This window comes from Streptomyces acidiscabies, assembly GCF_020010905.1.
GTDB lineage: Bacteria > Actinomycetota > Actinomycetes > Streptomycetales > Streptomycetaceae > Streptomyces > Streptomyces acidiscabies.
Genome location: NZ_JAGJBY010000002.1, coordinates 4,441,254 through 4,465,986 on the forward strand (window position 1 = coordinate 4,441,254; position 24,733 = coordinate 4,465,986).

At 72.7% G+C, this 24,733-nt stretch carries 24 protein-coding genes; 7 read left to right on the forward strand and 17 right to left on the reverse strand.

What is annotated here, in order from left to right:
• Positions 1–14: 14 nt before the first annotated feature.
• The gene (locus tag J8M50_RS45745) at positions 15–593 is read right to left on the reverse strand and encodes a DUF6417 family protein (RefSeq protein WP_010358799.1); all 579 of its coding nucleotides are present in this window, start codon (positions 591–593) and stop codon (positions 15–17) included.
• Between the two features lie 178 nt (positions 594–771).
• Here J8M50_RS45745 and J8M50_RS45750 point away from each other — a divergent pair, with 178 nt between their 5' ends.
• Both J8M50_RS45750 and J8M50_RS45755 read left to right on the forward strand, forming a co-directional pair.
• Positions 772–1,059 carry a hypothetical protein gene (locus tag J8M50_RS45750; RefSeq protein WP_010358798.1) on the forward strand — a complete coding sequence of 96 codons (288 nt, stop codon included), beginning with the start codon at positions 772–774 and terminating at the stop codon, positions 1,057–1,059.
• A 102-nt stretch (positions 1,060–1,161) separates the two neighbouring features.
• The gene (locus J8M50_RS45755; RefSeq protein WP_010358795.1) at positions 1,162–1,530 is read left to right on the forward strand and encodes a hypothetical protein; all 369 of its coding nucleotides are present in this window, start codon (positions 1,162–1,164) and stop codon (positions 1,528–1,530) included.
• Positions 1,531–1,574: 44 nt separating this feature from the next.
• Here the strand turns inward: J8M50_RS45755 and J8M50_RS45760 are convergent, their stop codons facing one another.
• The 3 genes from J8M50_RS45760 to J8M50_RS45770 all read right to left on the reverse strand — a co-directional run bounded on the left by J8M50_RS45760 (position 1,575) and on the right by J8M50_RS45770 (position 4,184).
• On the reverse strand, positions 1,575–2,987 hold the full coding sequence (locus J8M50_RS45760; protein WP_010358794.1) for an oxygenase MpaB family protein: 1,413 nt from the start codon (positions 2,985–2,987) through the stop codon (positions 1,575–1,577).
• The gene (uppS, locus tag J8M50_RS45765) at positions 2,984–3,742 is read right to left on the reverse strand and encodes a polyprenyl diphosphate synthase (RefSeq protein ID WP_010358793.1); all 759 of its coding nucleotides are present in this window, start codon (positions 3,740–3,742) and stop codon (positions 2,984–2,986) included. Before uppS ends, J8M50_RS45760 begins: the two co-directional genes overlap by 4 nt.
• A gap of 148 nt (positions 3,743–3,890) precedes the next feature.
• Positions 3,891–4,184 carry a putative quinol monooxygenase gene (locus J8M50_RS45770; protein ID WP_010358792.1) on the reverse strand — a complete coding sequence of 98 codons (294 nt, stop codon included), beginning with the start codon at positions 4,182–4,184 and terminating at the stop codon, positions 3,891–3,893.
• Between the two features lie 26 nt (positions 4,185–4,210).
• Here J8M50_RS45770 and J8M50_RS45775 point away from each other — a divergent pair, with 26 nt between their 5' ends.
• Entirely contained in the window at positions 4,211–4,792 is a 582-nt protein-coding gene (locus tag J8M50_RS45775) for a ribonuclease FAU-1 family protein (protein WP_010358791.1), read from the forward strand.
• Here J8M50_RS45775 and J8M50_RS45780 read toward each other — a convergent pair.
• From J8M50_RS45780 to J8M50_RS45830, 10 genes are all read right to left on the reverse strand, one after another.
• Positions 4,789–5,883 (reverse strand): iron-containing alcohol dehydrogenase, encoded by a 1,095-nt coding sequence (locus J8M50_RS45780; protein WP_010358790.1) that lies wholly within the window; start codon positions 5,881–5,883, stop codon positions 4,789–4,791. The genes J8M50_RS45775 and J8M50_RS45780 overlap by 4 nt on opposite strands.
• Positions 5,884–5,886: 3 nt before the next feature.
• Complete coding sequence (gene pgk / locus J8M50_RS45785) at positions 5,887–7,068, reverse strand: phosphoglycerate kinase (RefSeq protein WP_010358789.1); 1,182 nt, start codon at positions 7,066–7,068, stop codon at positions 5,887–5,889.
• Complete coding sequence (gene argC / locus J8M50_RS45790) at positions 7,058–8,137, reverse strand: N-acetyl-gamma-glutamyl-phosphate reductase (protein WP_010358785.1); 1,080 nt, start codon at positions 8,135–8,137, stop codon at positions 7,058–7,060. The genes pgk and argC overlap by 11 nt, the downstream gene beginning before the upstream one ends.
• Complete coding sequence (locus J8M50_RS45795; protein WP_010358783.1) at positions 8,134–9,108, reverse strand: hydroxyacid dehydrogenase; 975 nt, start codon at positions 9,106–9,108, stop codon at positions 8,134–8,136. The genes argC and J8M50_RS45795 overlap by 4 nt, the downstream gene beginning before the upstream one ends.
• Positions 9,109–9,189: 81 nt before the next feature.
• Complete coding sequence (locus J8M50_RS45800; RefSeq protein ID WP_010358782.1) at positions 9,190–11,394, reverse strand: FAD/NAD(P)-binding protein; 2,205 nt, start codon at positions 11,392–11,394, stop codon at positions 9,190–9,192.
• A 95-nt stretch (positions 11,395–11,489) separates the two neighbouring features.
• Complete coding sequence (locus J8M50_RS45805; protein ID WP_010358781.1) at positions 11,490–12,599, reverse strand: pyridoxal-phosphate-dependent aminotransferase family protein; 1,110 nt, start codon at positions 12,597–12,599, stop codon at positions 11,490–11,492.
• Positions 12,600–13,082: 483 nt separating this feature from the next.
• Entirely contained in the window at positions 13,083–14,435 is a 1,353-nt protein-coding gene (locus J8M50_RS45815) for an amino acid kinase family protein (protein ID WP_010358780.1), read from the reverse strand.
• Entirely contained in the window at positions 14,432–15,079 is a 648-nt protein-coding gene (locus J8M50_RS45820) for a thymidylate kinase-like protein (protein ID WP_010358779.1), read from the reverse strand. Before J8M50_RS45820 ends, J8M50_RS45815 begins: the two co-directional genes overlap by 4 nt.
• Before the next feature lie 19 nt (positions 15,080–15,098).
• Positions 15,099–16,085, reverse strand: coding sequence for a nucleotidyltransferase family protein (locus tag J8M50_RS45825; protein WP_010358778.1), 987 nt, complete (start codon positions 16,083–16,085; stop codon positions 15,099–15,101).
• On the reverse strand, positions 16,082–17,161 hold the full coding sequence (locus J8M50_RS45830) for a zinc-dependent alcohol dehydrogenase (protein ID WP_010358777.1): 1,080 nt from the start codon (positions 17,159–17,161) through the stop codon (positions 16,082–16,084). Before J8M50_RS45830 ends, J8M50_RS45825 begins: the two co-directional genes overlap by 4 nt.
• A 309-nt stretch (positions 17,162–17,470) precedes the next feature.
• Between J8M50_RS45830 and J8M50_RS45835 the strand changes: the two genes are divergently transcribed.
• On the forward strand, positions 17,471–18,337 hold the full coding sequence (locus tag J8M50_RS45835) for an isocitrate lyase/phosphoenolpyruvate mutase family protein (RefSeq protein ID WP_010358776.1): 867 nt from the start codon (positions 17,471–17,473) through the stop codon (positions 18,335–18,337).
• A gap of 69 nt (positions 18,338–18,406) precedes the next feature.
• Here the strand turns inward: J8M50_RS45835 and J8M50_RS45840 are convergent, their stop codons facing one another.
• On the reverse strand, positions 18,407–19,387 hold the full coding sequence (locus J8M50_RS45840; RefSeq protein ID WP_040838092.1) for a LysR family transcriptional regulator: 981 nt from the start codon (positions 19,385–19,387) through the stop codon (positions 18,407–18,409).
• A gap of 87 nt (positions 19,388–19,474) precedes the next feature.
• On the opposite strand from J8M50_RS45840, the gene J8M50_RS45845 reads away from it, so the two are divergent.
• Both J8M50_RS45845 and phzG read left to right on the forward strand, forming a co-directional pair.
• Positions 19,475–20,698, forward strand: coding sequence for an MFS transporter (locus J8M50_RS45845; protein WP_010358774.1), 1,224 nt, complete (start codon positions 19,475–19,477; stop codon positions 20,696–20,698).
• Positions 20,699–20,738: 40 nt separating this feature from the next.
• Positions 20,739–21,386 carry a phenazine biosynthesis FMN-dependent oxidase PhzG gene (phzG, locus tag J8M50_RS45850; protein ID WP_010358773.1) on the forward strand — a complete coding sequence of 216 codons (648 nt, stop codon included), beginning with the start codon at positions 20,739–20,741 and terminating at the stop codon, positions 21,384–21,386.
• Between the two features lie 27 nt (positions 21,387–21,413).
• Here the strand turns inward: phzG and J8M50_RS45855 are convergent, their stop codons facing one another.
• Both J8M50_RS45855 and J8M50_RS49545 read right to left on the reverse strand, forming a co-directional pair.
• Positions 21,414–22,058, reverse strand: a complete 645-nt coding sequence (locus tag J8M50_RS45855) for a response regulator transcription factor (RefSeq protein WP_010358772.1) — start codon at positions 22,056–22,058, stop codon at positions 21,414–21,416.
• Positions 22,046–23,233: a sensor histidine kinase gene (locus J8M50_RS49545; RefSeq protein ID WP_010358770.1), complete on the reverse strand. Its 1,188-nt coding sequence runs from the start codon at positions 23,231–23,233 to the stop codon at positions 22,046–22,048. The genes J8M50_RS45855 and J8M50_RS49545 overlap by 13 nt, the downstream gene beginning before the upstream one ends.
• Before the next feature lie 190 nt (positions 23,234–23,423).
• On the opposite strand from J8M50_RS49545, the gene glnT reads away from it, so the two are divergent.
• Entirely contained in the window at positions 23,424–24,731 is a 1,308-nt protein-coding gene (gene glnT, locus J8M50_RS45870) for a type III glutamate--ammonia ligase (RefSeq protein WP_010358769.1), read from the forward strand.
• Positions 24,732–24,733: the final 2 nt, after the last annotated feature.

Genomic DNA, 24,733 nt, shown 5'->3' on the forward strand with positions numbered 1-24,733 from the left:
CCCGCAGGCGGCAGTCAGCCCTGCCCACGCCGCACCCGCACCCCGTACTCCCGCCTGAAGCGGTTCTCCTCCGCGCACGAGAACACGGTCGTCCGCAGGGACATCGCGTACGCCGCCGACTCCATCTGCTCCGGGGTCAGACACAGGTACCAGCGCTTCTCGACGGGGCTGAACACCGCCGCCTCGACCCGCTCCGGGAGCCCCGCGACCGGCGGCCGGGTCAGCCGGTGGCCGACGCCGACGAAGACCCGCAGCGTCTCCATCTGGGCGGGCAGCAGCTTCACCAGCTGCTCGCCGGGCGCCGGTTCACGCGGGGACGGCGCGACGGCCGTACGGCTGTGCGCGTACACCAGGACGTCCCGGCCGAAGTCGGTGATGCGCAGGGCGCGCGGGACCGGGCGGCCCACCAGGGCGGCGAGGTCGATGCGTGTCTGCCGGTCCGCCTGCTCGACGATGCCCTCCTGGATCGCGGCCTTCACCGCGTTCCACACCGCGTCCGACAGCTCGTCGTCCAGCACCCAGCCCCGCCGGGCCGCCCGCCAGCCCGCGCGGAGCTCCTCCAGGAGCGTGATCCGCTTCTCCGAGTGCCTCATGCACCACCTCGCCCACCGAGCGTAGTGCGCCGGGCAGCGCAACGTGAGCGGTTGTGGAAAACCGCCCGGCGAAGGTGTAGCGGGCTACACCCCAGGTCCGGGAGCGGCCTCCCTCGTGGCGGCGGGCGCGCGCCGGGATCGTTGGGGACAGAGATCGCACTACGACGAAGGAAACCCCATGAACAAGTCCCCGTACGCCGTCACGGGCTCGCGGAGCACCAAGAAGCCCAGCACCAAGAAGCCCAGCACCAAGAAGCCCAGCACCAAGAAGCCCAGCATCAAGGCGTTCCTGTCGAAGCGGCCCGTCCTGTGGTTCCTGTTCCTCTTCAACGCCGTCGTCGCCGTCGTCTCCTACCTCACGATGGACGGCGCCCAGGGCATCGCCACCGCCGTCGGCATGGGCCTGGTCGCCCTCGGCGCGGGCGGCGGCCTCATCACCGGACGCCGCAAGCCCGTCCGCGTCTAGCAACGCTCCCGCCGCCGTCTCTTGACGCCCCGCCCCACCCGCACCACCATCGAGGACGACCGAACGCATGGTCGAAGCCGGCAGAAGGAGACGACCAGATCCATGCGAACGAGACTCATCGCGAGCGGCTTGGCGGCGGGCGCGGCACTCGGCGCGGTCCTGATGCCCACGACCGCCTCGGCCGCCCCCTCCATCCAGGTGGTCTGCATCCCGGAGGCCCGGGTGTGCGCGGGCGTCGACGGCAACGCGACCCAGGGCTACGTCTACACGTTCTCGATCAAGCAGCCGCCGACGCCCCTCGGCCTGTCCTTCACCGTCAACGGCCTCCCGGCGGGGGGCAGCACGGCGATCTTCACCCAACCGAACCTCGTGCAGGGCCAGTTCAGGCCGTCCCCCGCCCTCGTCCAGGGCGACCGGGTCTGCATGACGATCCTCGGTATCTCCGGCACCTACTGCGGCACAGCGAGCTGACCACCCGTCAGGGGCGGTCCCCGCACGGGGAACCGCCCCTGACGTCACGCCTCCGCGAGCAGCGGATCGAACGGCGTCGTACGCTGCCGGCCCGCCATGAACGACAGGAAGTCCCGCACGAAGTCACCCCGCGCGTACGCCTTCCCGAGCTCCGGCACCTCGCGGCTGAACGCCCTGCGGAACAGCCGCCGGTACTCCTCCGCGTCGATGCGCTGGTCCCCGTCGGTGTCGGTGGCGTCGAAGAGGACCTCGGCGACCCGGATCAGCGCGGGCCCGGCGAGGGACGGTACGGCCGCCGCGTACTCCGCGCGGCTCACCCGGCCGTCGCCGTCGGTGTCCAGCGCCGACTGGAGTTCACGCCACCAGTCGGCGTACGCGGTGTACAGGCGGGTCTCCAGCGGCTCGTCCAGGTCGAGGCGGGTCGACAGCTCGCGGGCCATCGCGGCGAGGTCCGGCCACATGACGTACCCGTCGCCGGTCTGGTCGAGGACCGCGTCGAAGAAGTCCTCGGCGTCCCGCGACGGCGCGAACACCGGCTCCGGGTCGGCGGGCAGCGGCGTGACCAGCCGCACGAACGCACCGGCCTTGCGCACCGCGTCCCGCACCGCCCTGATCCGGGGATCATCGGTGTCCGGCGACGTCGACAGCAGGCCGACGACCTTGTCCGCCTCGATCCACCCCTCCGGCAGGAACCGTGCGAGCCCGGCCGCGAAGTACGCGCTCCGCAGCAGCGCCCGCGCCCCCGGGACCTCGGCCAGCCCCGCCCGGCGCCGGAACTCCTCCGGCAGCGACGCCACCGTGACCGCCCCGATCACCGGCCCCGCGACCGCCCGCCCCGCAGCCCACAGCGTCGGCACACCGTGCAGCAGCGGCGGCGCCGGAACGTGGTCGAACAGCCGGTACAGGATGATCCGCACCGCCTCCGTGTTCTCCAGCACCTCCGCCACGACCCGGTCGTAGTACGGCCAGAACTCCCGCACCGTCTCCGGCAGCCGGTTCTCCTCGCCGTCCAGCGCGCCCAGGTACGCCCGGTACTCGGCGTACACCCGGTCCATCTCCGCCGGGTCCAGCGGCTGGCCGCTCAGCCGGCACATCGTGACCGTGCTCTCGAACAGCGTCGCCACGACCCACGCCCGGACCTCCGGGTCCGTCGCGTCGTACGCACCGGCGCTCCTCAGGCGCGCGTGCAGCCGGTTCAGGCGGTCCGCCTCCCGCGCGCGTACATCGTCGTCCGTGCCGAACATGCGGCGCAGGCTGCGGTAGGTGTTCCACAGGCGGCGCCACGGGTGCGTCATGAACGTCGAGTTGTCCAGCAGGGCCGCGCCGACCTGCGGGTGCGCGGCCTCCATGACGAGCGCCCGCACCAGGGCCAGTGCCCAGCGCGGGTCGTTGACGAACGTGTCGAACTTCGAGCCCGGGCCGAACAAAGGGGTGTCGGCGGCGCTGGTGTCGGTCACGGGCGGGAGTCTCCGATCCGCTGGGGCTGGGGTACCACGCCGCCGTACCGGCGGTCGCGCTGCTGGTAGGCGTGCAGGCACTCCAGGAAGTGCGGCGCCCGGAAGTCGGGCCACAGCACGGGCGGGAACGTCCACTCCGCGTAGGCGACCTGCCAGAGCATGAAGTTGGAGATGCGCTGCTCACCCGACGTACGGATGACGAGGTCCACGTCCGGCGTGTCGGGGAACGGCAGGTGCGCGGCGAAACTCTCCTCGTCGACGGCGTCCGCCGGCACGCCCGCGCGGATCAGCGACCGCGCCGCCTCCACGATGTCCCGCCGGCCGCCGTGGTCGAACGCGACGGTCAACGTCATCCCCCGGTTCCCCTCCGTCAGCGTCATCAGGTCGGCGAAGTCCCGCGCCAGGGCCGCCGGGATACGCGGATCGCTCACCCCGAGGAACCGGCACCGGATGCCCCGCGCGTGCAACAGCGGCGCGTGCTTGCGCACCACCCGGCGCACCAGCCGCATCAGGAAGTCGACCTCGCTGCCGGGCCGCCGCCAGTTCTCCGTCGAGAACGCGTACAGGCTCAGCCACTGGACGCCCGCCCCGCGCGCGGCCTCGATCACGTCGATCACCGTCGCCTCGGCGGCGCGGTGCCCCGACGTCCGGGGCAGCGACCTGCTCGCCGCCCACCTGCCGTTGCCGTCCATCACACAGGCCACGTGCCGGGGCACCGCCCCCCGCGCGGGCGCCTGAACCGCCGCCACCTGCATCCCCGTTGTCCCCACCGGCCCCTCCCGCCTCGACACGTCCAGCGTGCCCGCCCCCTCGGCCGAACGGGCTAATTCCGTCCCTGATTCACTCGAAAGAGATCATCGTGTGTCCGGTTCGGGCTGATTCGCGACCGTTCCTGACGTCGTGTCACGGCGGGAGCGGTACGTACATGTCCCGCTCCCGCAGCACCAGATGCGGCAGGATCAGGTCGTTGAGCATCCGCTGGTAGTCCGCGCCCGCCAGGTGCCGTTCGAACGCGGCGCGGTCGGTGTAGCGCTCGATGAGCGTGAACGAGCGGGAGTCGGACGTGGAGCGGGCGGCCTCGAAGGAGAGGCAGCCCGGAGTGGCGAGGGCGGTGGCCGCGAAGTCCGGGAGGAGCGTGGCGATGTGCTCCTGGGAGTCCGTGGTGGTGCGCCAACGGGCCACGACGACAAGGGACATGGGACGGCTCCCGATAGGGTCGATGTATGGTGAACAAGTTCTTCGCGCCGGGGCGGACCATCGTCCGGCGCGAGATGCTCGACGGGCGCGAATGGCTCGTCTACCCGGTACGGGTGGTGGCGCACGACGCCGACGGACTCGCCGTCTTCACGGCTCAGAAAACCCCCCTCACCTTCGGACAGGGCGAGTTCAGCCGGGGCCCGCACCCCTGGCTGGGCATCGGCGACACCTGGCGCTCGCCGGGCGTCCTCCAACTGGTGCGCCCCGGCGACGGCTACTCGGTCTGGAGCCGGCCCACGGGCGGCTGGTACGTCAACTTCCAGCGCCCCATGCGCCTCACGCCCGACGGCTTCGACACCCTCGACCAGGAACTCGACCTCCTGATCCCGCCCACCCCCGGGACCCCGCCGTACACGTGGAAGGACGAGGACGAGTTCGCCCACCGCGCCGCCACCGGCGGATTCGCCCCCGGCGAGGCGGAGTCGGTGCGCGAGACGGCCGACCGGGTCGCCGCCCTGGTCGAGAGCGGCGACTGCTGGTGGGACAAGTGGCGCGACTGGCGGGCGCCCGAGCACTGGACGGCTCCTGAGCGGGTCCCGCTGTCCTAGTACGACTCCTCGTACAGCATCCGCAGATACTCGGCGTCCACATCGGGGCGCGGGTCGTTGTCGAGGTTGCCGGTCACCCCGTCGAGCAGCGCGCCGAGGTCGCCGCGGGACACCCCGTGGTCCCGCAGCCGCGACGCGAGCGAGGTCCGCTCCAGGAACGCGCCGACCGCCTCACCCACGCTGGACGTGCCGAGCAGCCGAGCGAGGCGGCCGAAGTCGTCCGGCGCGTGGTGCTCGGTGTGGCGCAGCCAGGCCGGGTAGACGACGGCCAGGCCCCGGCCGTGCGAGATGCCGAGGTCGGGCAGCGCGCCCATGGCCTGCTGGAGCCGGTGCGGCAGACAGGTGCTGGCGCGGGCGACGTTGATGCCGCCGAGGAGCGCCGCCAGCGAGAGGGCCTCCCGGCCGGCGCGGGAGTCGTCGTCGGTGTGCTCGGTGATCAGCTCCAGCGCCTGGACGGCCAGCGCCTGGCTGAGCGGGTCGGAGCGGCGGGCCACGAACCCCTCGACGGCGTGCGCGAACGCGTCGAACGCGGTCTCCGTACGCACGTGCCGCGGAACCGTCGCCGTCAGCTCCGGGTCGATCACGGCGATCCGGGGCGTCAGCGCGTCCCCCCGGATCCCGGAGCGGAAGCGGCGCACGGTGTCGGTGACGATCGCGCCCTTCGTCACCTCGGAACCGCTCCCGGCGGTCGTCGGCACCGCCACGATCGGTACGACGGGGTCGGCCGGGGACAGCGTGGACCCGATCAGCTCGGTCGCCGGGCGCCCGGTGCCCAGGACGGCGGCGACGGCCTTCGCGGCGTCCAGCGGACTGCCCCCGCCGAGCCCCACGACCACGTCGCAGCCGTGCTTGCGCGCCACCTCGGCGGCCTGCTCCACCTCGACGCAGGTCGGGTTCGGGGACACGCCGTCGAAGTGGACGGCGCCGCCCAGGGAGGCCAACGCCCGTTCCAGGTAACCGTACTTGCGGCCCGCCGACCGCCCGGTCACCAGCAGGGGGCGTTCACCCAGCTCCCGGGTGAGGGGACCGAGGCGGTCCAGGGTTCCCGCGCCGAACACGATCCGGGTCGGGAGGTCGAGATCGAAGTGCATGCTTCACGTCCTTCGTGGATTCCGCAGGGCCCGCAGCACCGCGCAGTCCCCTTCGGCGAGCAGGGTGAGCGCGGAGCCGCCGCCGGTGGACGTGCGGCCCCGCCAGGGGAGTTCGGCGACCGTGTCGCCGCCCAGCAGCAGGGTGTCCGTGCCGGCCAGCACCGGCAGGACCGCGTCCGCCGCCCGCGTGTGGCCGTACACGTACTGGCAGGGCGTGCCCGCCACCACCGCCCGCTCGGCGTAGGTGAGTTCGGCGGCGGCCCACGGCTGGAGGTCGAAGTCGACGACCGCGTGACCGTCGGGCACGTCGGCGGGCAGGGCGAGGGGGCGGGCCGGGCCGGTCGGGTTGCCGGAGGCGTCGGACGGGGCGACGTACACCGTCGACGGGATGTGGACCAGCGCCTTGCGCGGGCCCTCCAGGACCTCGCGGGCCACCCGGACACAGCGCTCCGGGTCGGTGCCGAGCCAGGACGCGCCCGTGCGGTGGCCGAGGGCGGCGAGGAGGGTGTTGAGGACGACGCCGCCCGGCACGATCACGTCGTAGTAGGCGGCGAGCCCCGCGAGACCGGCGAGGACCTTCTCCGGCTTGCGTCCGCCGAGCACCGCCACCGACCGCCTGCCGTCGCGCACCGCCCACGGCGCCAGCGCCTCGACGTCCCGCACCAGACTCCGCGCCGCCACCCCGGGCAGCAGCTCCAGGAGCCCGGCGTTGGAGGCGTGCGCGCGGTGCGCCTTGGAGAAGCCGCCCACCGCGACCCGGTCCCCGAGCCGCGCGAACGCCCGCGCCAGATCAGGGTCGTTGCCCTCCTCGCCCGGGTACTCGCGGGTGTTGCCGAACAGCACGATCTGCCCCGGCGCCATCGCCGCCGCGATCTTCGGAGCCTCCTCGTCCGCGCTGTGCGGATGATAGGCCACCACCCGGCCCAACTCCCGTGCCAGATAGGCCGCGACGTGCGACAGGCCGCGCGCGGTGCCGTCGCGGTGACTGCCCTGGTGGGACAGGACCGCGACCCGCGCACCCGCGTCCGCGAGCGCCGCGATGTCCGCCAACTCGCAGTCGATACGGGCGGTTTCGGCGAGCTTCACGCCGGTGTTGAAACCGGCCGACAGGATCCACCGCTCCCCGGGGGACACCGACTGGTCGGCGAGGCGGGGAACTCCGGCCAGCGGCGCGTCAGAAGCCATACGTCCGCAACCCCGCCGTCTCGTCCAGGCCCAGCATCAGGTTCATGTTCTGGATCGCCGAACCGGCCGCCCCCTTCACGAGGTTGTCCGTCACGGCCACCACCTTCACCGCGCCCCGGTGCGCGTCGTAGTCGAGCCCGATGTGGCAGAAGTTCGACCCGGTCACCCCGGCCAGCGTCGGATAGCGCCGGTAGTCCTTGTCGGTGAGCCCGCCGTGCGCCGGCCGCGCGTTCACCCGCACGAAGAACTCGCCCTTGTAGCGCGCCTGGTACAGCTCAAGCAGCGCCTCCCGGCTCAACTCCCCGCGCACGTCCGCCCGTACGGGCACGGTCGCCTGGATGTGGATACCCCGCGCGAAGTTGCCGTGCGCGGTCGACAGGTCCACCACCACACCCCGCCCGATCTGATCCTCCAACTCGTGGGCGTGCCGGTGCCCTTGGAGGCTGTACGGCAGCAGCGCCGCGAACGCGTTGGGGTGCATCACCTCCGTGCGCGGCTTGTTCCCGGCCCCCGAAGTCCCGTTGATCCCCACCAGGTTGAGCGGCGACGCGGGGTCCGCGATACCGCTGTCGTAGAGCGGGGCGACGCCCAGGAGCGCGGTGATGACATAGCAGCCGGGGTTCGCGATCAGGCGGGCCTCGGCGATGCGCTCCCGGTTGAACTCGCTGACCCCGTACACCGCTTCGGCGAGCGCGTCCGTCGCCGTGTGCTCGGCGCCGTACGCCCGCGCGTAGGTCTCGGGGTCGGCGAAGCGGAAGTCGGCGCTCAGGTCGACCACCCGGGTGCCGGCCGCGAGGAGGTCACCGGCGCGGCGCATGGCCTCGCCGCTCGGCGTGCACAGGAACACCACGTCGAAGTCGCCCGCACGGGCCGTCACCTCGTCCGGCGTGGTGAACTCCAGGCCGCTGCCGAGGAGATGGGGGTGGACGGACTCCAGCGGCTCGTCCTGCGAGCGGGCCGCCGCCGCGATCTCCGTGACGTCCGGATGGTTCAGCAGCAGCCGCAGCATCTCGCCGCCGGTGAACCCGGAGGCGCCGATCACGGCGGCACGGACACGGGACGCGCTCACTGGACGGCCTCCGAGGCCAGGGGACGCGACAGGACGCCGGCGGCGGAGAGTTCCTCGCGCAGCCGGGACACCAGCAGGGCGCCGATGCGGTGCTGCGCGTCGTGCGTGGTCGCCCCGATGTGCGGGGTGAGGACGACGTTGTCCAGCTCGGCGAGCGCCGAGATGCCGCCCTCGACGGCGTGCACGTCCAGCGCCGCGCCCGCGATCACGCCGGTCGACAGGGCCTCGTACAGGGCCTGTTCGTCGACGACACCGCCCCGGGCGACGTTGACGAGGTACGTGTCCGGGCCCATCGCGGCCAGCTCCGGGCCCGAAATGAGGTGCCTGGTCGCGTCGTTGAGGGGCAGCGCGAGGCAGACCACGTCCGACTCCCGCAACAGCTCCTCCAGCGGGACGAGTTCGATGTCCTCGGCGGCAAGTTCCTCCGTACGCTCGGGAGTCGGCGAGGCGACCGACGCGAGGACCCGCATCCGCAGCGGGCGGGCCAGCTCCGCGAGCCGTGAGCCGATCGGGCCGAGGCCGACCACGCCCAGGGTGTGGCCGCCGAGTTCGGGTCCCGCCAGCTCCGGCTTGCGCCACAGGCCGGCGCGGATCTGCCGGTCGGCCAGCGCGAGGTTGCGGGTCACCGACAGGGCCAGGCCCAGGGCGAGTTCGGCGACCGCGTTCGCGGAGACGCCGTGCAGGGTGAAGACACGGATGCCCAGCTCGCGGGCGACGGCGACGTCGATGTTGTCGGTGCCGCTGCCGGCCCGGCCGATCACCCGCAGCCGGGGCGCGGACCGGATCACCTCCTCGGTCAGCCGTACCCCGCTGCGGACTACGACGGCGTCCGGGTCCACCTCCTTGACCAGGGTGGCGAGTTCGTCCTGCGGCGGCTTCAGCCGCACCACGACCTCCAGATCCCGGCCGAGTTCGGCGAGGGCCTCGGGATCGACGGGGTCCAGGACCAGCAGACGCTGTGTTCGGGCCACGGGGTGACTCCTTTATGTGGGGGGAGAGGGGGAAAGGGGCCCGTGACGGGTGTGGGGGAACCCGTCACGGGCGGGGCGGCGTCAGGCGCTCGCGGGGACCGGCGCGTCCTGCACGCGGGGCCAGAACTCCCGCACCCAGCGCAGCACGTCTTGCATCACATGGTGGTTGCGGTTCGGACGCAGCGCGCCGAGCTGGAAGAACATCACGCCCTCGCTCGGCGGGCCGAGGAACGTCAGCCGCGCGTCCGCCGTACCGTCCCCGCGCACCGGGTGGAAGTCCGCCGTCAGCTCAAGACCGCCCGGACCGAAGTCCGGCGCCCCGCCCTGACCCGGGTTCACCCACTTGTGGACCAGACCGTGCCGCAGCAGCGCCGGATACACCGGCCGTACGTCGTTCTCCGCGTCGAACGGGTGCACCCGCGAGTCCACCAGCACGTCCAGCTCCACGTCCGCGCCGGTCGTCGGACCCTGCACCCGGAACCTGCCGGTCGCCGCGTCCGTCGTGAGGTCGGCGCCGGGGCCCACCGACACGTCGACCAGGCCCGCGCGGATCGCCGCCCGCACCTTCTCCATGACTTCGAGGGCCGCGCCGTTGCACAACCGGTTGTGGTGGCGCATGTACACGTCCAGGAAGTTCTGGTGCGAGGCCGCCGTCAGACCGCCGAAGTCCACCGCGTACGCCAGCGTGTCCCGCAGGTCGCGCCAGACGCCGTCGGCCGCAGCCTTCGCCGGGTTCGTCAGGTTGTCCTGCGCCGCCCAACGGTGGTCCACGTCCAGGAAGTCGAGCAGCGCCGCCCGGTACCCCTCGCCGTCCCGGTGCCCGTCGCGCGGGATCGGCCACAGGGTCCGCTCCCACGAGAACCGGTTGTCCGCCGCGTACGTCCCGTGCCGGTACGGCGACGGCGTCACCTCCACCGCCCGCGCGAACCGCGCCCGGTCCGCCTCGGACTCGGCGAGACCCGCGAGCCGCGCGCCCGAGTCCGGGCCGAACACGACCTCCAGGTAGCGCCCCAGCAGGCCCTTCGGCAACTCGGCCGCTCCGCCGCGCAGTACGGCGTCCAGCGCCTCCGCCACCGGGTCGACGTACCGCTCGACCGCGCCCGACAGCCGGGCCACCGCGTCGGCGGACGACGCACCCGCGCCCGCGTCCGCGAGGAACGCCTCGTACTCGGGGCGCACCGCCGCCTCCAGCGCGGCCCCGAACTCCGGCCCGAACAGCGTCCGGTAGTACAGCGCCGCCATCTCCAGCACCACGACCGGCAGCACATGCCGCTCGAAGTCCAGCTGCACGCGCGCCAGTCCGCCGATCGTCACCGGCGTCCCGCCCTGCGACACCCGCAGCGCGTCCACCGCCGCCTCCGTCAGGAACACACCCCGGTGCTCCAGGGCGTCCAGGTCGCGCTCCTTCGCGTTGTACGGCCGCGCGAACGTGAACAGGCCCGAGCGGCTGAACACCGCGATCGACGCCGGCTCGTCGCCCGACGGGACGTACAGCAACTGGCCGTCACCCCGGTCGACGTACGTCCCGCCCCGGCCCTCCGTCAGGTGCAGGATGATGTCGATGCTGGTCAGGCCCATGCCGAGGCAGCCGACCACCGAACCCGGGCCGGTCGACGCCTCCGGGATGTGCAGCTCCATCGGGTACGCGGACGGCACGAACACCGCGCCGTGCTGCTTGGCGAACGCGTTCCACTTCGCCTGCTTCGGGTAGCGGTCCGGGTCGTTCCACGAGTGGCCGGTGACCATCAGGACGCTGTCCACGTCGTACGAGGCACCCGCCGCGTTCGTGACGACGGTGAGCCGGTTGTCGCCCTCGGCGGACTCGTGGATGTCGACGACCTCCGCGTGGTGCAGGTCGACCCGCACGCCCGCCGAGCGCAGCAGCCTGAGGTACGTCTCGAACTGGTCCTGGAGCGCCTGGCCGTGGACGTAGCGCTTCGGCCAGTCCTCCGCGCTCACGTCGTACAGCGGGTCGCCGGTAGCCCGGAAGCGTTCGTGGCACCACTCCAGGAGCGTGGGGCGCAGCTCGGCCGGGAGCAGCGGGCCGGCCTCCTCGACGGTCTCGTCCGCCGCGAACGAGACCTGGCCGACGATGCGGTTCAGGAAGCTGGTCGCGGGCTGCTCGGGGCTGTGCACCTGGCCGGCGCCGAACTGGCCCGAGGCGTCGAAGATGTGGATGGCCAGGGGGACTTGGCCTTCGGCCGACTGGGCGAGGGCGGCGAGGCGTTCCAGGGCGTAGGTGCAGCTGGGGCCCGCGCCGACGATGGCTAGGGAGACGAAGGGCATGGTGAACCTCCGGGGTGGGGGGATGGGGGAGTTGGGGTGGGGGTGGGGGGCCGTGCGGGTGGGGGACGGCGGCCGGGGTCAGGGCTGGAGTGGGGTCAGGGCTTGAGTTTTTCGACCGCTCGGTCGAACGCCTCCAGGAAGCCCGTCACGTCCGACTCCGTGAGCTGGCCCATGTTCGCCACGCGGAACACGCCCGGGAGCTGCTCCTGAGTGGCGTAGATGACGTAGCCCTCCGCCTTGATCGTGTCGTGCAGGTCCGTGTACGCGATGCCGTGCGGGATGTACACGTTCGTGCAGGAGTTCGCGCGGTGCTCCGGGGGGAGCAGGAACTCGCAGCCCCGCTCCGTCAGGCCCGCGCGGATCAGCTCCGCGAGGTGCAGGTACCGCTTGCCCCGCTCCACCGTGCCCTCCTCGATCGAGCGGTCCAGGGCCACTTCGAACGCGGTCAGTACCTGGACCGCCGGGGTGAACGCCGGGACTCCCTTGCCCTTCTGCGACGACCAGTTGCTGTACAGGTCCAGGTAGAAGCCGCGTGCGGGTACGTCCTTCAGCTCCTCGAAACGGTCCCTGCGGCCCGCGACGAAGCTCACGCCGGGGAGGCCCTCCAGGCACTTGTTCGCCGTCGCCACGACCCAGTCGACGTGGTCCTCCACCAGGTCGAAGCGTTCTGAGCCCAGGCTGCTGATCGCGTCCACCGCGAGCCGGCGGCCGTGCCTCGCCACGATCTCGCCGATCTCCCGCACGGGGTTCAGCTGGCCCGTGCTCGTCTCGTGCTGCACGAGTCCGACGTGCGTGAGGCCCGGGTCCTCCGCGAGCGTGCGGTCCAGGGTCTTCAGGTCGATCGGGTTCGTCCAGCCGAACTCCAGGCGCTGGTGCGGGACGCCGTTCGCGCTCACGATCCGCCACAGGCGCGCGCCGTAGTGGCCGTTGTCCAGGATCAGGATGCGGCCGGTGGGCGGGACGATCGAGGCGAACGCGGCTTCCAGGGCGGCTGTGCCGGAGCCGGTGAAGATGGCGGCGGTGTGGTCTTCGGGGGTTCCGCCGGATATCTGCGTGGCCTTGCGGCGGGTACGGGCCAGCAGGGCGAGGGGTTCGGACTCGCGGTGGCACTGGTCGGGGGAGGTCATGCCGGCGCGGACGTCGGGGTGGACGTTGACGGGGCCGGGGTTGAGGAGGGTTAGTTGGGGGAGGGGGGTGGTGGACATGGGGGTGCCTTTCTGGGGGGATGTGGGGGGTGTGGGGGTGAGGGGGTGAGGGGTGGCTGTGGTGGTGGTTCGGGTGCGGGTTGGTGGGTGGCTGGGGTAGGGGCGTTGGAGCTTGCCCGCGCTGGCGGGGTGCCGCTGCGCCCACCCGTGCCGCCCCTAGCGGCACGACTGCCCGCAGCTACGCGGGGCGAGTGGAGAGGGTGCGGGTCCGCTGGGGTGCGGCGCGGCTGGCCGCAGCTGAGTGGGCGGGGTGGAGTGGGTGCGGGTTTGTGGGGGTGGCGCGGTTGTCCGCAGCTACGCGGGGCGAGTGGAGTGGGTGCGGGTCGGTGGGGGTGGCGCGGTTGTCCGCAGCTACGCGGGGCGAGTGGAGAGGGTGCGGGTCGGTGGGGGTGGCGCGGTTGTCCGCGGCTGGGTGGGGTGAGTGGGGCGGGTGCGGGTCTGTGGGGTGGCGCGACTGCCCGCAGCTACGGCAGGGGGGTGGGTCTACGTGCTTGCGTCTGCCGGGGTTCGGCGGGCGATCAGCGTGTGGGGGAGCGCCGGAGGCCAAGCGGCGATCGGGTCGAAGAGGTGCGTGAGCGTTGGGGTGTTGGGGTCGCCCCGCATGATCAGGCACTCGCCGCCCCGCCGGGCATGGCTCGTGAGGGCGCGGAGTTTGCCGTGCATGGCGTCGCTGGTGTCCCAGCTCGCGGACTCCCACACCAGGTCGTGCGCGGTGTCGGGGGCGTCGGGGTCGACGAAGGGGACCACCTCCGTGCCGGCGGGACCGTCCGCCAGGACCCCGGAGACGTTCGTCAGCGTGACGATCCTGACCCGGCCGAAACCGGCGTCCAGGAGGAGCCCGGGGACGTGGTCGCTGCCGAGGATGCGCAGGCGTCCGTCCGCCGCGAGGACACAGTCCCCGGAGAGTACGGGTACGGCGTCGACGTCCAGCAGCTTGCGCAGGACCGTCCGTTCCGCCTCGACCTCCTCACCCGTACCGGCGCCGACGGTTCGGGGGTCGGCGTCACCGACCCGCCCCGCGGGCCGCCGGTCCCAGGCGAGCGCGGCCACCTGCAACGGCAGCGCGGCGACCCCGGCGTCCCGCAGGGCACTCACCCAGGCCCACTTCACCGCGAAGGTCGCCCGGGTCAACTCCAGCGCGCTGAACGGATCATCGGCCCGCAACTCCCGCACGGCCCCGTGCCCGAACGCCCCGCCCCCGGCCACGAACACCACCCGCCCGGGCCGCTCCCGCGCCAACCCGGCGACCTGCCGCGCATACCCGGCAAGAGCGGCGGTGTCGATCCCGTCATCGGCCCGCTTGTCGGACACGAGACTCCCCCCGACCTTGAGGACGAGAAGATCGGGTCCGGCGGAAGAGGACGGGGCGCTGCGGAGCGCCTCGGCTCGGGAGGGCCGGGTCGCACCGGGCGCTTCGGCCGGGCTCGGCCGGGCGGCGGCGGGGGGCGCGGCCGAGGCGGTTTGGTGTGCGCCGGGCGCCTTGGCTCCGCCGGGGCGAGCCGAGCCGGGAGTCTCGGCCCGGTCGGGGCGGGATACGTCAGGCACCCCGGGCGAGCCCGATCCGGCGCGGAGTACCTCGGCCGAGGCGGGGCGAGGCGTGCCGGGGGCTGCGGGCGAGCTTCGCCGGGACGCGCCGGGCACCTCGGTCGAGCTGGAGCCGGAGGTGCCGAACTCGCCGTCCGTGCGGGAGTCGGAGGTGTCGACCCCGCCGGCTGCGCGGGAGCCGGACGTGTCGTGCCGGCCGCCAGTACCGGAGCCGAACGTGTCGAGCCGACCATCCGCGCCGGAGCCGCTCGCGTACGACGTCCCCTCGCCCCCCACCCGTACCCCGCTCACCGCGTCACCTCGGCAGACGCCGCCGCCAGCCCCGCCGCCTCGCGCACGATCTCCGCGACCTCCTCGACGGGCCGATCCGCGTCCACCGTCCGCCACCCGAACCGTCCCGCCCAGTCGTCCAACACCCGCTGTACCCGGCCCTGGTGGACGATGAACGACTCGCGGGAGCACAAGGGGTCGCCCCCGCACTCGTACGGCAGGATCTCCTCCCCCCGCTTCCGCTCCCACGCCGTCTCCGGCGCGATCCGCAGGTAGAGGACCTGGTCGCAGGCAGGTAGCCCGGCGCCCACCGACTCCACCCACGCCCGGTCGAGGCCGTGCACCACCTCGACCGCCGCGTGCTTCATCCAGTAGCCGTCGAGGAGGGTCACCGTGTCCGGCGAGGGCGCCGGGTCCCGGCCCTGGAGGGCCATGCAGGACGACCAGAGGAAGAAGAGGAACCGCGCAGGGTTGGGCATCTCGGCGGCGGCGGTCCGGCCCAACTGGACGTCGGGGCGCAGGAGTCGGGCGGACGGATAGTGCTGGGGCTCGGCGACGATGTCCCAGCGGTCGGAGCGCCGTACGGGACCGGCGGAGCCGGCCGTGAGGAGCCGCGTGACGGTGGACTTGCCCGCACCGTCGGACCCGACGAGGGCGATGAGCATGGGGGGACTCCTAGGAAGGTCAGGCCGTCAGGCGAGCGGTGAGCCCGGGCACGGCGGCCGGCCCGTCGGCGAACGGCGACGGCGTGGAGCCGGGGAACACGAGGGAGACGAGGCGCGGCACGGCGTCCAGCGCGGGCCACAGCCCGGGCCGGGAGACGAGCGCCTCGGTGAGCGCCCAGTCCGCGTCGGTGAGGCGCGCGGACAGCAGCGCGACGTCGAGCAGCTTGGCCAGCGGAAGGAACCCGCCGTCCGGCTCCCCGTCCAGCAGCGCACGGGCAGGCGCACTCAACTGTGCCCACAGGTCGACGAGTTGGTCGACGGGATGCAACTCCCGCGCGGGGGACCCGCAGCGCACGGAACTCCGCGACCGCTCCAGCACGTCGGCCATCGGCACCTCGGGCAGCCCGAGCGGCGCCTCGGGCAGGACGGTGCACAAGTCGACGTAGAACTCGGGCACTTCGGGCCGCAGTCCGGCCTTGCGGTACGGCAGGAACTCCCCGTCGTCCCCGCGCCGGGGCCCGTCGCCGACGCCGTCGTACGGCACGACCCGGTCCCCGTCGACGGCCAACTCCCCCTGCACGTACCCGAGTCGGGTGAGCGCCGTATGCGCAGGCCCCGCGTCCCCGGGGTGCAGCGCGAGGTCGAGGTCGCCGATGCGCCGGGCGCCGGGATCGCCGTACACGCCCTCGGCGAGCATGAACCCCTTGCGGAGCGCGTACCGGACCTGATGGGACGTCAACTCGCGCTGTACGGCGCCGAACTCGTCGGCGAGGGCGAGGTTGCGGGCACGGTTGGCGACGTACGCGGAGGTCAGCACCCAGGCGTGGGGGAGGGCGCCGGCGCCGCGGTCGAGGTGGTGGCGGTGGACGTGCCGGCCGATCAGCGGGAGCAGCTTGTGCCGGGCGGCGGCGTCCAGGAACGCGGCGGGGTCCGGGTCGACGGCGAGGGCGCGGACGCGGTCCGGGTCGGGGGTGAGGTCGGCCAGCGCGAGCAGCAGCGCGTTCACGCGGCGCCCCCGATCCGCAGCATCACCTTGCCGGTGGCCGCCGCCGGGCGGTCGAGCACGGACATGGCCTCCTCGATGTCGTCGAGCGGGAAGTGGTGGGTGACCAGCGGGAGCGGGTCGAGGGTGCCGTCCGCGAGCCAGGAGATGACCCGGCGGAAGTCGTCGGGCACGGACAGCGAGGAGAACAGCACCCGGGCCTCACGCCCGACGAGCGCGTTGAGGTCGGTGAGGACGGGCCCCTCGAAGTAGCTGACGACGACGACCGTCCCGCCGGGCCGTACGGCGGCGACGGCCTGGTCGAGGACACCGGGATACCCGGCCGAGACGAACACCACCTCCGGCCGCTCACCGCCGAGTTGACGGACGATCAGCTCACCGACCTCGGCGGGGGAGGGCGATCCGGTCCGGGCGTCGACGTACCCCGCCGCGCCCGCCGCCTCGGCGAGCCGGGCCTTCGCGGGCCCGGCGTCCACGCAGACGGCCGCGCCGAACCCGACCCGCCGGGCGGCCAGCAGGCAGCTCAGCCCGATCGTGCCGGACCCGAGGACGGCGACCGTGCGCCCGGCGCCCGCACCGGCGAGGCGCACCGCGTGCAGCCCGATGGACAGCGGCTCCACCAGCGCGCCCGCGACCGGGTCGGTGCCTGGCGGGAGGCGGTGGGTCATGTTGCGGCGCAGCAGGACGTACTGGGCGAAGGAGCCCTGCCACCCCTCGTGGCTGAGGTTGCGGCGGTCCGTGCACAGGTGGGGGGAGCCGCGCCGGCACTCGGCGCAGGTGTCGCAGGGGGAGAACGCCGCCGAGCAGACCAGGTCGCCGGCCGTGAACTCCCCGTCGTCCGCGTCGAGTTCACTGCCCACGCGCGTCACCTCGCCGCAGAACTCGTGCCCCAGGACGACGGGCGCCACCTTGTAGGGGTGGGTGCCCCGCCAGGCGGCGAGGTCGGAGCCGCAGATGCCGGACGCGAGGACGCGGACCAGGAGTTCACCGGGGCCGGGCTCGGGCACGTCGAGCCGGGCGTGCGGGTCGAGGACGCGCGGCGCGGTCAGCAGTCCGGCGCGCATGGTGGGGGTGTTCATACGGGTTCAGCTCCCGGTGTGGATACGGGTGGCGACACGGAAGAGACGGACTCGATTCGCTGATGCAACGCATCGGTGGGGGGATCGGGTCGGTGTCGCGCTGAGTTCAATGATCTTGACATGGGGTGACGCCTGTCAATGACGAATGGGCGTTCTTCAGGATTTCCGAAGGCTCTCGCCAACGGCTGTCGTGACGGTGAAGGATACGGAAGGTGTCTGGAAGGAAGCCGGAAGACAAACTCCGAGCGAAAAATCCGGCATAAATAGTGTGCACATTGCCTTGGTGAATCGCTGACAGAAGGTGTTCCCATGTCCCTGAAGCCCCCCTCAGCCCCCTCTTTCCGGTCCCTCCTGCGGCCCGGCCGGGCCCTGCGGGTGGCCGGCGCGCACAGCGCGCTCGGCGCCGTCCTCGCGGAGCAGGAGGGGTTCGACGCGATCTGGTCGTCGAGCCTGGAGATCTCGGCGTCCCGCTGCCTCCCGGACGCCAGCATCCTGACGATGACGGAGTACCTGGAGGCCGCCGCCCACATGCAGAAGGCGCTCGGCATCCCGGTCGTCGCGGACGCCGACACCGGCTACGGCAACAACCTCAACGTGGCCCACATGGTCCACGAGTTCGAGGACCGGGGGATCACCGCCGTCGCCATCGAGGACAAGCTCTTCCCGAAGATCAACAGCTTCGCCGACGGCGACCAGACCCTCCTGTCGACCGAGGCGTTCGTCGCGAAGATCGAGACCGCCAAGAAGGCCCAGCGCGACGACGAGTTCTTCGTCATCGCCCGCACCGAGGCGCTCATCAACGGCCTCGGCGTCGACGTCGCGCTGGACCGCGCCCACGCCTACGCCGACGGCGGCGCCGACGCCGTCCTCATCCACTCCAAGAAGAGCACCAACACCGAGGTCGTCGAGTTCGTCAAGCGCTGGGAGGGCCGCCTCCCGGTGGTCGTCGTCCCGACCACCTACCCGGACTGGAACATCGCCGAGGCCGAGGCGATGGGCGTCCAGGTGGTGATCTACGCCAACCAGGGCATGCGGGCCACGATCTCCTCCCTGCGGGAGACCTACCGCTCCATCCGCGATGCCGGGGACACCGTCGCGCTGGAGCCGAAGATCGCCTCCGTGGCCGACATCTTCAGGCTCCAGCGGCTGAAGGAGTGGCAGCAGCTCGGCGCCTGATCCCCGGGGCCGTCCGGCGTCCGGACAATGCGGAACGGATGTCCGTTCGGGCATATTCGGACGCCGCGCTCAGGCGGCGTGATCGCGCCGGATTTCTTTTGCGGAATTCCGCAGGTTTTCCGGATCCGGCAATTTATCGAGCGACGGCACCGACTGATTCTTCGCGAGCGTCGCGGTCAGCGCCCGGAAGGTCTGGACGCTCGGACTGTCGTCGTCACCGCGCCGGGCCAGCACACAGTTTTCCCAGGGTGCGTCGAGTATCGGCACGTACGCCGTTCCCGGCCAGGAGTGATAATGCGTGAACGATTCCACTGTGGTGGCCACCCCCGCCCCGCCCGCGACCGAGCGCAGGGCGTCGTACGGCGTACGCACCACCGCGGGCGCGCCCTGCCTGACCGGCGTCCCCCCGCGCGCGGGCGCGAAGTAGAAGTAGTCGGCGAACTCCCGGGGCACCTCGGTGACCGGCAGGAACGGCTCGTCCAGCACCTCGTCGAGCGAGACCCCCTCGGCGCGCGCGTCCGCCAGCCGCGAGGTGGCGGGGACGATCGCGACCCGGGACTCGGTCGTCAGCACGTCGCACCGGATCCGGTCGTCCGTGGGCGCCGGCCGGATGAAGGCGACGTCCACCGCCCCGTCCAGCAACGCCGACTGGTGCTCCTGGAAGTCGAGTTGGACGACCGTCAGCGGGACGTTCGGGCGCAGGTGCTGGAAAGCGGACAGCGCGGAGGAGGTCAGCTCCCCCGCGCCGTGACTCATCACCCCCACCCGCAGCCGCCCGGTGCGCGGGCCGCCCGGCTCCGCCAGATCGGCGAGGTCCTGGCGGGCCGCGTCGAGGGCGCCGAGGAGCTGGCGGGCGTGGCGCAGCAGACGCCGGCCCGCGGGAGTGAGAGAGACGGGTGTGCGGTGGAGTAACTGCACTCCGAAATCGGCCTCCAACTGCTTGATGTGCAGAGTGACCGACGGCGGGGAGAGGTAGAGCTTCTTGGCGGCCTTGCCGAAATGCGCTTCCTCTGCGACTGCCACGAAAGAATTCAGGCGTCGAAGATCCATGTCCGGGATATTAAAGCTTCAAGTTGTATACAACAAGCAGAACATCGGTGATGGTGCGCTAAAAAGTTGGAAAGGGCGGTAATAACCTTGCATACGCCAAGGGTTCGAGAGAAACAGCGGCCGACGGACACCGCTCAATGGCGCAGGGCGGCGCTCACTCTCGTCGCGATCGGCTGGACCGCCAACGAGTTCACCGTCCTCCTCGACGTCTACCGCCGGCTGCTCGGCCTCCCCCAGAGCACCGTCGTCGGCGCGTTCGTCGTGTACGTCCTCGGCATCGTGCCCGGCATCCTGCTCGGCGGCCCGGTCACCGACCGCCTCGGCCGCAAACGCGTCGTGGTCGCCGCCATCGCCGCCTCCGGCCTCTCCTCCCTGACCCTGATGGCGGGCTCCGAGATCACCGCGCTGCTCTTCGCGGGCCGGATGCTCGCCGGACTCGCCATCGGCGCCGCGATGACCTCCGTCGCCGTCTGGGCCCGCGAACTCCACGACCGGGCGGGCGAGGCGGGCGACCCGGACCGGCCCGCCCGCCTCGCCAGCCTCTGCCTGTCCGCCGGATTCGCCCTCAGCGGCCTGTGCTCCGCGCTCATCGCGCAGTGGCTGCCGCACCCGCTGCTCCTCGCCTACCTCCCCCAACTCGCCCTGACCGCCCTCGCGTTGGCCGCCGTCGCCCGCCTCCCGGAGACCGCGGGACCCCGCGCCGCCCGCACCGCACAACGCGGGGCGCGGCCCGCCGGGAGCGTGCGCCCGTTCCTGCGGTACGTCGTCCCGCTCGCCCCCTGGGTCTTCGCCGCGCCCACCATCGGCTACGTCGTCCTGCCCCACCTCGTCGCCGGCGCCGTCGGCGAACACGCCCTGCTCTACGGCGGGCTGGCGATCCTCGTCACCCCCGGCGGCGGCGTCCTCATGACACCGCTGGCCCGCAGACTGGCCGCCCGCGACCCCCTCGCGCCCGCGATCGCCGGGATGACGACGATCGCCGCCGGACTCGTCACCGGAAGCTGGGCCGTACGGCACGAGGACCCGTACGCCGCGCTCGGCGCCTCCGCCGTCCTCGGCTGCGGATACGGGCTGTGCGCCGTGTACGGGCTCACCCAGACCGCCCGCCTCGCGAGCCCCGACCGGCTCGCCGTCCTCACCGCCGTCTACTGGGCCCTCGCCTACACCGGGTTCGCCGCGCCCTTCGTCTTCGAACTCCTCAACCGCAACCTGCCCGCCCCCGCCATCCTGCTCACCCTCGCCTCGCTGACCTTCGTGAGCCTGCTCCCGATGATCGGCGACGCCGCCCGCCACCCCGGTCGGGCAGGATGATCCGTACGACGATCCACCACGCACAAGGAGCACCCCCCACGTGACCACCTCCCCCCGCACCCAGTCGCTCAGCGGCGCCACCGACCTCGACCTCCCCGAGTTCGACACCCCGCCCGCCGACCCGCTCCCCCTGCTCCTCGACTGGCTGGACAGCGCCGTCGCACGCGAGGTCCGCGAGCCGTACGCCGCTGTCCTCGCCACCGCCGACGCCGACGGCCGCCCCTCCACCCGCGTCCTGCTCGTCAAGGACGCCGACGCCTCCGGGCTCGTCTTCACCAGCTTCACCGGCAGCCGCAAGGGCGTCGAACTCGCCGCCCGCCCCTGGGCCTCCCTCACCTTCTACTGGCGCGAGACCCTCCAGCAGCTCACCGTCACCGGCCCCGTCGAGCAGGTCGGCGCCGCCGAGTCCGACGACCTCTTCGCCCGCCGCCCCCTCGCCGCCCGCGCCACCACCGCCGTCTCCCGCCAGAGCCGCCCCCTCACCGACGAACACGCCCTGCGCGCCGAGGCGAAGTCCCTGGTCGCCGCCGACGCGGACGTCGCCCGCCCCACCGAGTGGACCGGCTACCGCCTCGTCCCCACGGCGATCGAGTTCTGGTACGGCAGCCCCGACCGCCTCCACCGCCGGCTGCGCTACGACCGTCCCGGCACCGACGGCACGTGGACGCACGAACGCCTCCAGCCCTGAGACACCGGGACGCGCGGCCCCGGCCCGCTACGCGACGTCGAGGAACCGCAGCACCGCCAGCACCCGCCGGTGGTCCGCGTCCGCCCTCGGCAGGTCCAGCTTCGCGAAGATGTTGTTGATGTGCTTCGCCACGGCACTCTCGCTGACCACCAACTCCCCGGCGATCCCCGCGTTGGAGCGTCCGCCGGCCATCAGCTCCAGCACCTCGCGCTCGCGCGGCGTGAGCCGGTCGAGGGGATCGCTGTGCCGGCGTGCGAGGAGCTGGGACACGACCTGGGGGTCCAACGCGGTGCCCCCGGCGGCCACTCGGCGCACCGTCCCGGCGAACTCCTCGACGTCCGCGACACGTTGCTTGAGGAGATACCCGATCCCCGTCGTGTGCGCGGAGAGCAGGTCCGCCGCGTACCGCTCCTCCACGTACTGCGACAGCAGCAGGACGGCGGTCCCCGGCCACCGGCGTTTGATCACCAGCGCGGCCCGCACCCCCTCGTCGGTGAAGCCGGGCGGCATCCGGACGTCCACCACCGCGATGTCGGGCCGGTGCTCCTCGACCGCGCCCAACAGGCCCTCGGCGTCGCCGGCTTCGGCGGCCACCTCGAACCCCGCCAGCTCCAGGACCTTGACGACCCCGATCCGCAGCAGCACCGAGTCCTCGGCGATCACGGCACGCACGGCAGCTCCACGGTCAGAACGGTCGGCCCTCCCACAGGGCTGTCGAGGGACAGCTTCCCATCCACCGCCGCGACCCGCTTGACCAGCCCCGCAAGGCCGCTCCCGGCCCCCACCCGCGCCCCGCCCACCCCGTCGTCGCTGACGACGACCAGCAGCGTCGGCCCGAACCGCTCCACCGACACCTCGGCCCGCGACGCCTCCGCGTGCTTCACCACGTTCGTCAGCGCCTCGGAGACGACGAAGTAGGCGACGGACTCGGCGGTCGCGGACGGCCGCGACGACAGCTCCACCCGCACTCGCACCGGAATCGGCGCCCGCCCGGCGAGCCCCGACAGCGCCGCGTCGAGCCCCCGGTCCTCCAGCACGGCCGGGTGCAACCCCCGTACCAGCGCGCCGAGTTCCTCGATCGCCTCCTTCGCCTCCCGGTGCGCCTCCGCCAGCACCCGCCGCGCGTCCGGCGGCAGTTCGGTGAGCGTCGCCTTCGCGATCCCGAGGTTCACGGCGAGCGACACCAGCCGCTGCTGCGCCCCGTCGTGCAAGTCCCGTTCGATACGCCGCCGTTCGGCGTCCACCGCGTCCACCAGACCCGCCCGGCTCTCGGCCAGCGCGGACACCCGGTACGCCAACTGCGCCTCGCGGCCCGGCCCGAGACGCACCGAGGCGATCCGTCCGTCCAGCCGGGCCAGCGCCCCCGACGACCAGGCCGCGCCGTACAGCAGGGCGAGCCCGGCGGCGGTGATGTACGCGCCCTGCACGGTGTAACCGGCGTTCGCCAGACGCCAGTCGGGGGGTACGGCCCAGATCCACACGTAGAAGGCGGCGGCGACCCCGGCCGCGCCCCACGCCAGCAGGACGAGCGTCGCCCCGAGCGTCAGCAGCGGACCGGCCAGCAGGTGGTAGGTCAACTCCCCTCGTCCGGCGCGTCCTTCGGGGATCTCCACGCCGAGCCGCGTCCGCAGCCGCGTGCGCTGCGCCTTCGTCAACACCGGCCCGGCGTACACCACCGCCGTGACCGGCACGGCCACCGCGAGGAGCACCGCCCACAGCGCCGACGGGTCGAAGAAGATCCACGGCAGGCCCAGCGTCAGCAGGACGCCGAGGTGGATGAGCAGACCCATGACATGGAACGCGGCCGAAGCCGGGACGAACGGGCGCAGACGCGCGGTGAGGTGCATGACGTAACCGTAGAACCCGAGGTCAGGGGCGGTCCATGAAGGCAGCGACCGGTTCCGGGGTGGTACTGGTGCCACCCCCGGGCCGAACGGGCGCGATGGCGGGGAGCTTCCGAAATCCGGCGGAAACGTTCACCTGGTCTACTGATGTGCAACATCGATTCCTTTCAGTGGACACCTTCCGGGAGGCCCCATGACGACCGACCTCGCCGAACTGGTCCGGGCGGACGGCGTCGAGTTCGTGCTCGCCGTCTTCGTCGACCTCACCGGCAAACCGTGCGCGAAGCTCGTGCCGGCCGAGGCGGTGGAGGAACTCCGCGACGAGGGAGTGGGGTTCGCCGGGTACGCCGCCGGCGCGCTCGGCCAGCTCCCCAGCGACCCGGACGTCGTGGCCCGCCCCGACGTCACCTCGTACACGCCCCTGCCGTTCGTCGAACCCGGCCTCGCCCTCGTCCACTGCGACCCGTACGTGGAGGGCGAACCCTGGCCGTACGCCCCGCGCGTCATCCTGCGCCGCCAGCTCGAACGCGCCGCGGCGCAGGGCCTGTCGATGTCCGTCGGCGCCGAGGTCGAGTACTTCCTCGTCCACCGCGACGAACACGGCACGCTGACCGTCGCCGACCCCCGCGACACCGCGGCCCGCCCCTGTTACGACGCACGCGGCCTGACCCGCATGTACGACCACCTCACCGCCGTGTCGCGGGCGATGAACACTCTCGGCTGGGGCAACTACGCCAACGACCACGAGGACGGCAACGGCCAGTTCGAGCAGAACTTCCGGCACGCCGATGCCCTCACCACCGCCGACCGCGTCATCACCCTGCGGTACCTGGTCTCGGTGCTCGCCGAACGCCGGGACATGACCGCGACGTTCATGCCGAAGCCGTTCACCGACCGCACCGGCACCGGCCTGCACCTCCACCTCTCCCTGTGGCGCGGCGACGAACCCGCCTTCCCCGCCCCGGACGACGGACGCGGCCTCGGACTCTCCCCGCTCGCCTACTCGTTCCTCGCCGGGATCGTCGAACACGCCCCCGCGCTCCAGGCCGTCCTCGCGCCGACCGTCAACTCCTACAAGCGAACCGGCGCCGTCAACACCCGCTCGGGCGCCACCTGGTCACCCCGCGTCGCCGGGTACGGCGGCAACGACCGCACCCACTACGTCCGCGTCCCCGACGGCGACCGCGTCGAACTGCGCGGCGGCGACGGCGCCGCCAACCCCTACCTCGCCGCAGCCGCCGCCCTCGCCGCCGGACTCGACGGCATCGAACGCGGCCTCGACCCCGGCGAACCCGGCGCCGCCGGCAAGGGGCCGCACCTCCCGCCCACCCTCCTGCACGCCGTCGAGGCACTCCAGGCGGACGACGTCGTCAGCGGCGCCCTCGACGCCGCCGGACCCGGCGTCAGCCGCTACTTCGCCGGCCTCAAACGCGAGGAGTTCTTCGACTGGCACGCCACGGTCGGCGCATGGGAGCTGGACCGCTATCTGACCGCGTTCTGAAG

What these genes read in the sequence shown, in the direction of transcription:
- J8M50_RS45745 (WP_010358799.1), bottom strand. Translation starts at nt 593, where the DNA reads ATGAGGCACTCGGAGAAGCGGATCACGCTCCTGGAGGAGCTCCGCGCG.
- J8M50_RS45750 (WP_010358798.1), top strand. Translation starts at nt 772, where the DNA reads ATGAACAAGTCCCCGTACGCCGTCACGGGCTCGCGGAGCACCAAGAAG.
- J8M50_RS45755 (WP_010358795.1), top strand. Translation starts at nt 1,162, where the DNA reads ATGCGAACGAGACTCATCGCGAGCGGCTTGGCGGCGGGCGCGGCACTC.
- uppS (WP_010358793.1), bottom strand. Translation starts at nt 3,742, where the DNA reads ATGCAGGTGGCGGCGGTTCAGGCGCCCGCGCGGGGGGCGGTGCCCCGG.
- J8M50_RS45770 (WP_010358792.1), bottom strand. Translation starts at nt 4,184, where the DNA reads ATGTCCCTTGTCGTCGTGGCCCGTTGGCGCACCACCACGGACTCCCAG.
- J8M50_RS45775 (WP_010358791.1), top strand. Translation starts at nt 4,211, where the DNA reads ATGGTGAACAAGTTCTTCGCGCCGGGGCGGACCATCGTCCGGCGCGAG.
- J8M50_RS45780 (WP_010358790.1), bottom strand. Translation starts at nt 5,883, where the DNA reads ATGCACTTCGATCTCGACCTCCCGACCCGGATCGTGTTCGGCGCGGGA.
- pgk (WP_010358789.1), bottom strand. Translation starts at nt 7,068, where the DNA reads ATGGCTTCTGACGCGCCGCTGGCCGGAGTTCCCCGCCTCGCCGACCAG.
- J8M50_RS45800 (WP_010358782.1), bottom strand. Translation starts at nt 11,394, where the DNA reads ATGCCCTTCGTCTCCCTAGCCATCGTCGGCGCGGGCCCCAGCTGCACC.
- J8M50_RS45805 (WP_010358781.1), bottom strand. Translation starts at nt 12,599, where the DNA reads ATGTCCACCACCCCCCTCCCCCAACTAACCCTCCTCAACCCCGGCCCC.
- J8M50_RS45820 (WP_010358779.1), bottom strand. Translation starts at nt 15,079, where the DNA reads ATGCTCATCGCCCTCGTCGGGTCCGACGGTGCGGGCAAGTCCACCGTC.
- J8M50_RS45830 (WP_010358777.1), bottom strand. Translation starts at nt 17,161, where the DNA reads ATGAACACCCCCACCATGCGCGCCGGACTGCTGACCGCGCCGCGCGTC.
- J8M50_RS45835 (WP_010358776.1), top strand. Translation starts at nt 17,471, where the DNA reads ATGTCCCTGAAGCCCCCCTCAGCCCCCTCTTTCCGGTCCCTCCTGCGG.
- J8M50_RS45840 (WP_040838092.1), bottom strand. Translation starts at nt 19,387, where the DNA reads ATGGATCTTCGACGCCTGAATTCTTTCGTGGCAGTCGCAGAGGAAGCG.
- J8M50_RS49545 (WP_010358770.1), bottom strand. Translation starts at nt 23,233, where the DNA reads ATGCACCTCACCGCGCGTCTGCGCCCGTTCGTCCCGGCTTCGGCCGCG.
- glnT (WP_010358769.1), top strand. Translation starts at nt 23,424, where the DNA reads ATGACGACCGACCTCGCCGAACTGGTCCGGGCGGACGGCGTCGAGTTC.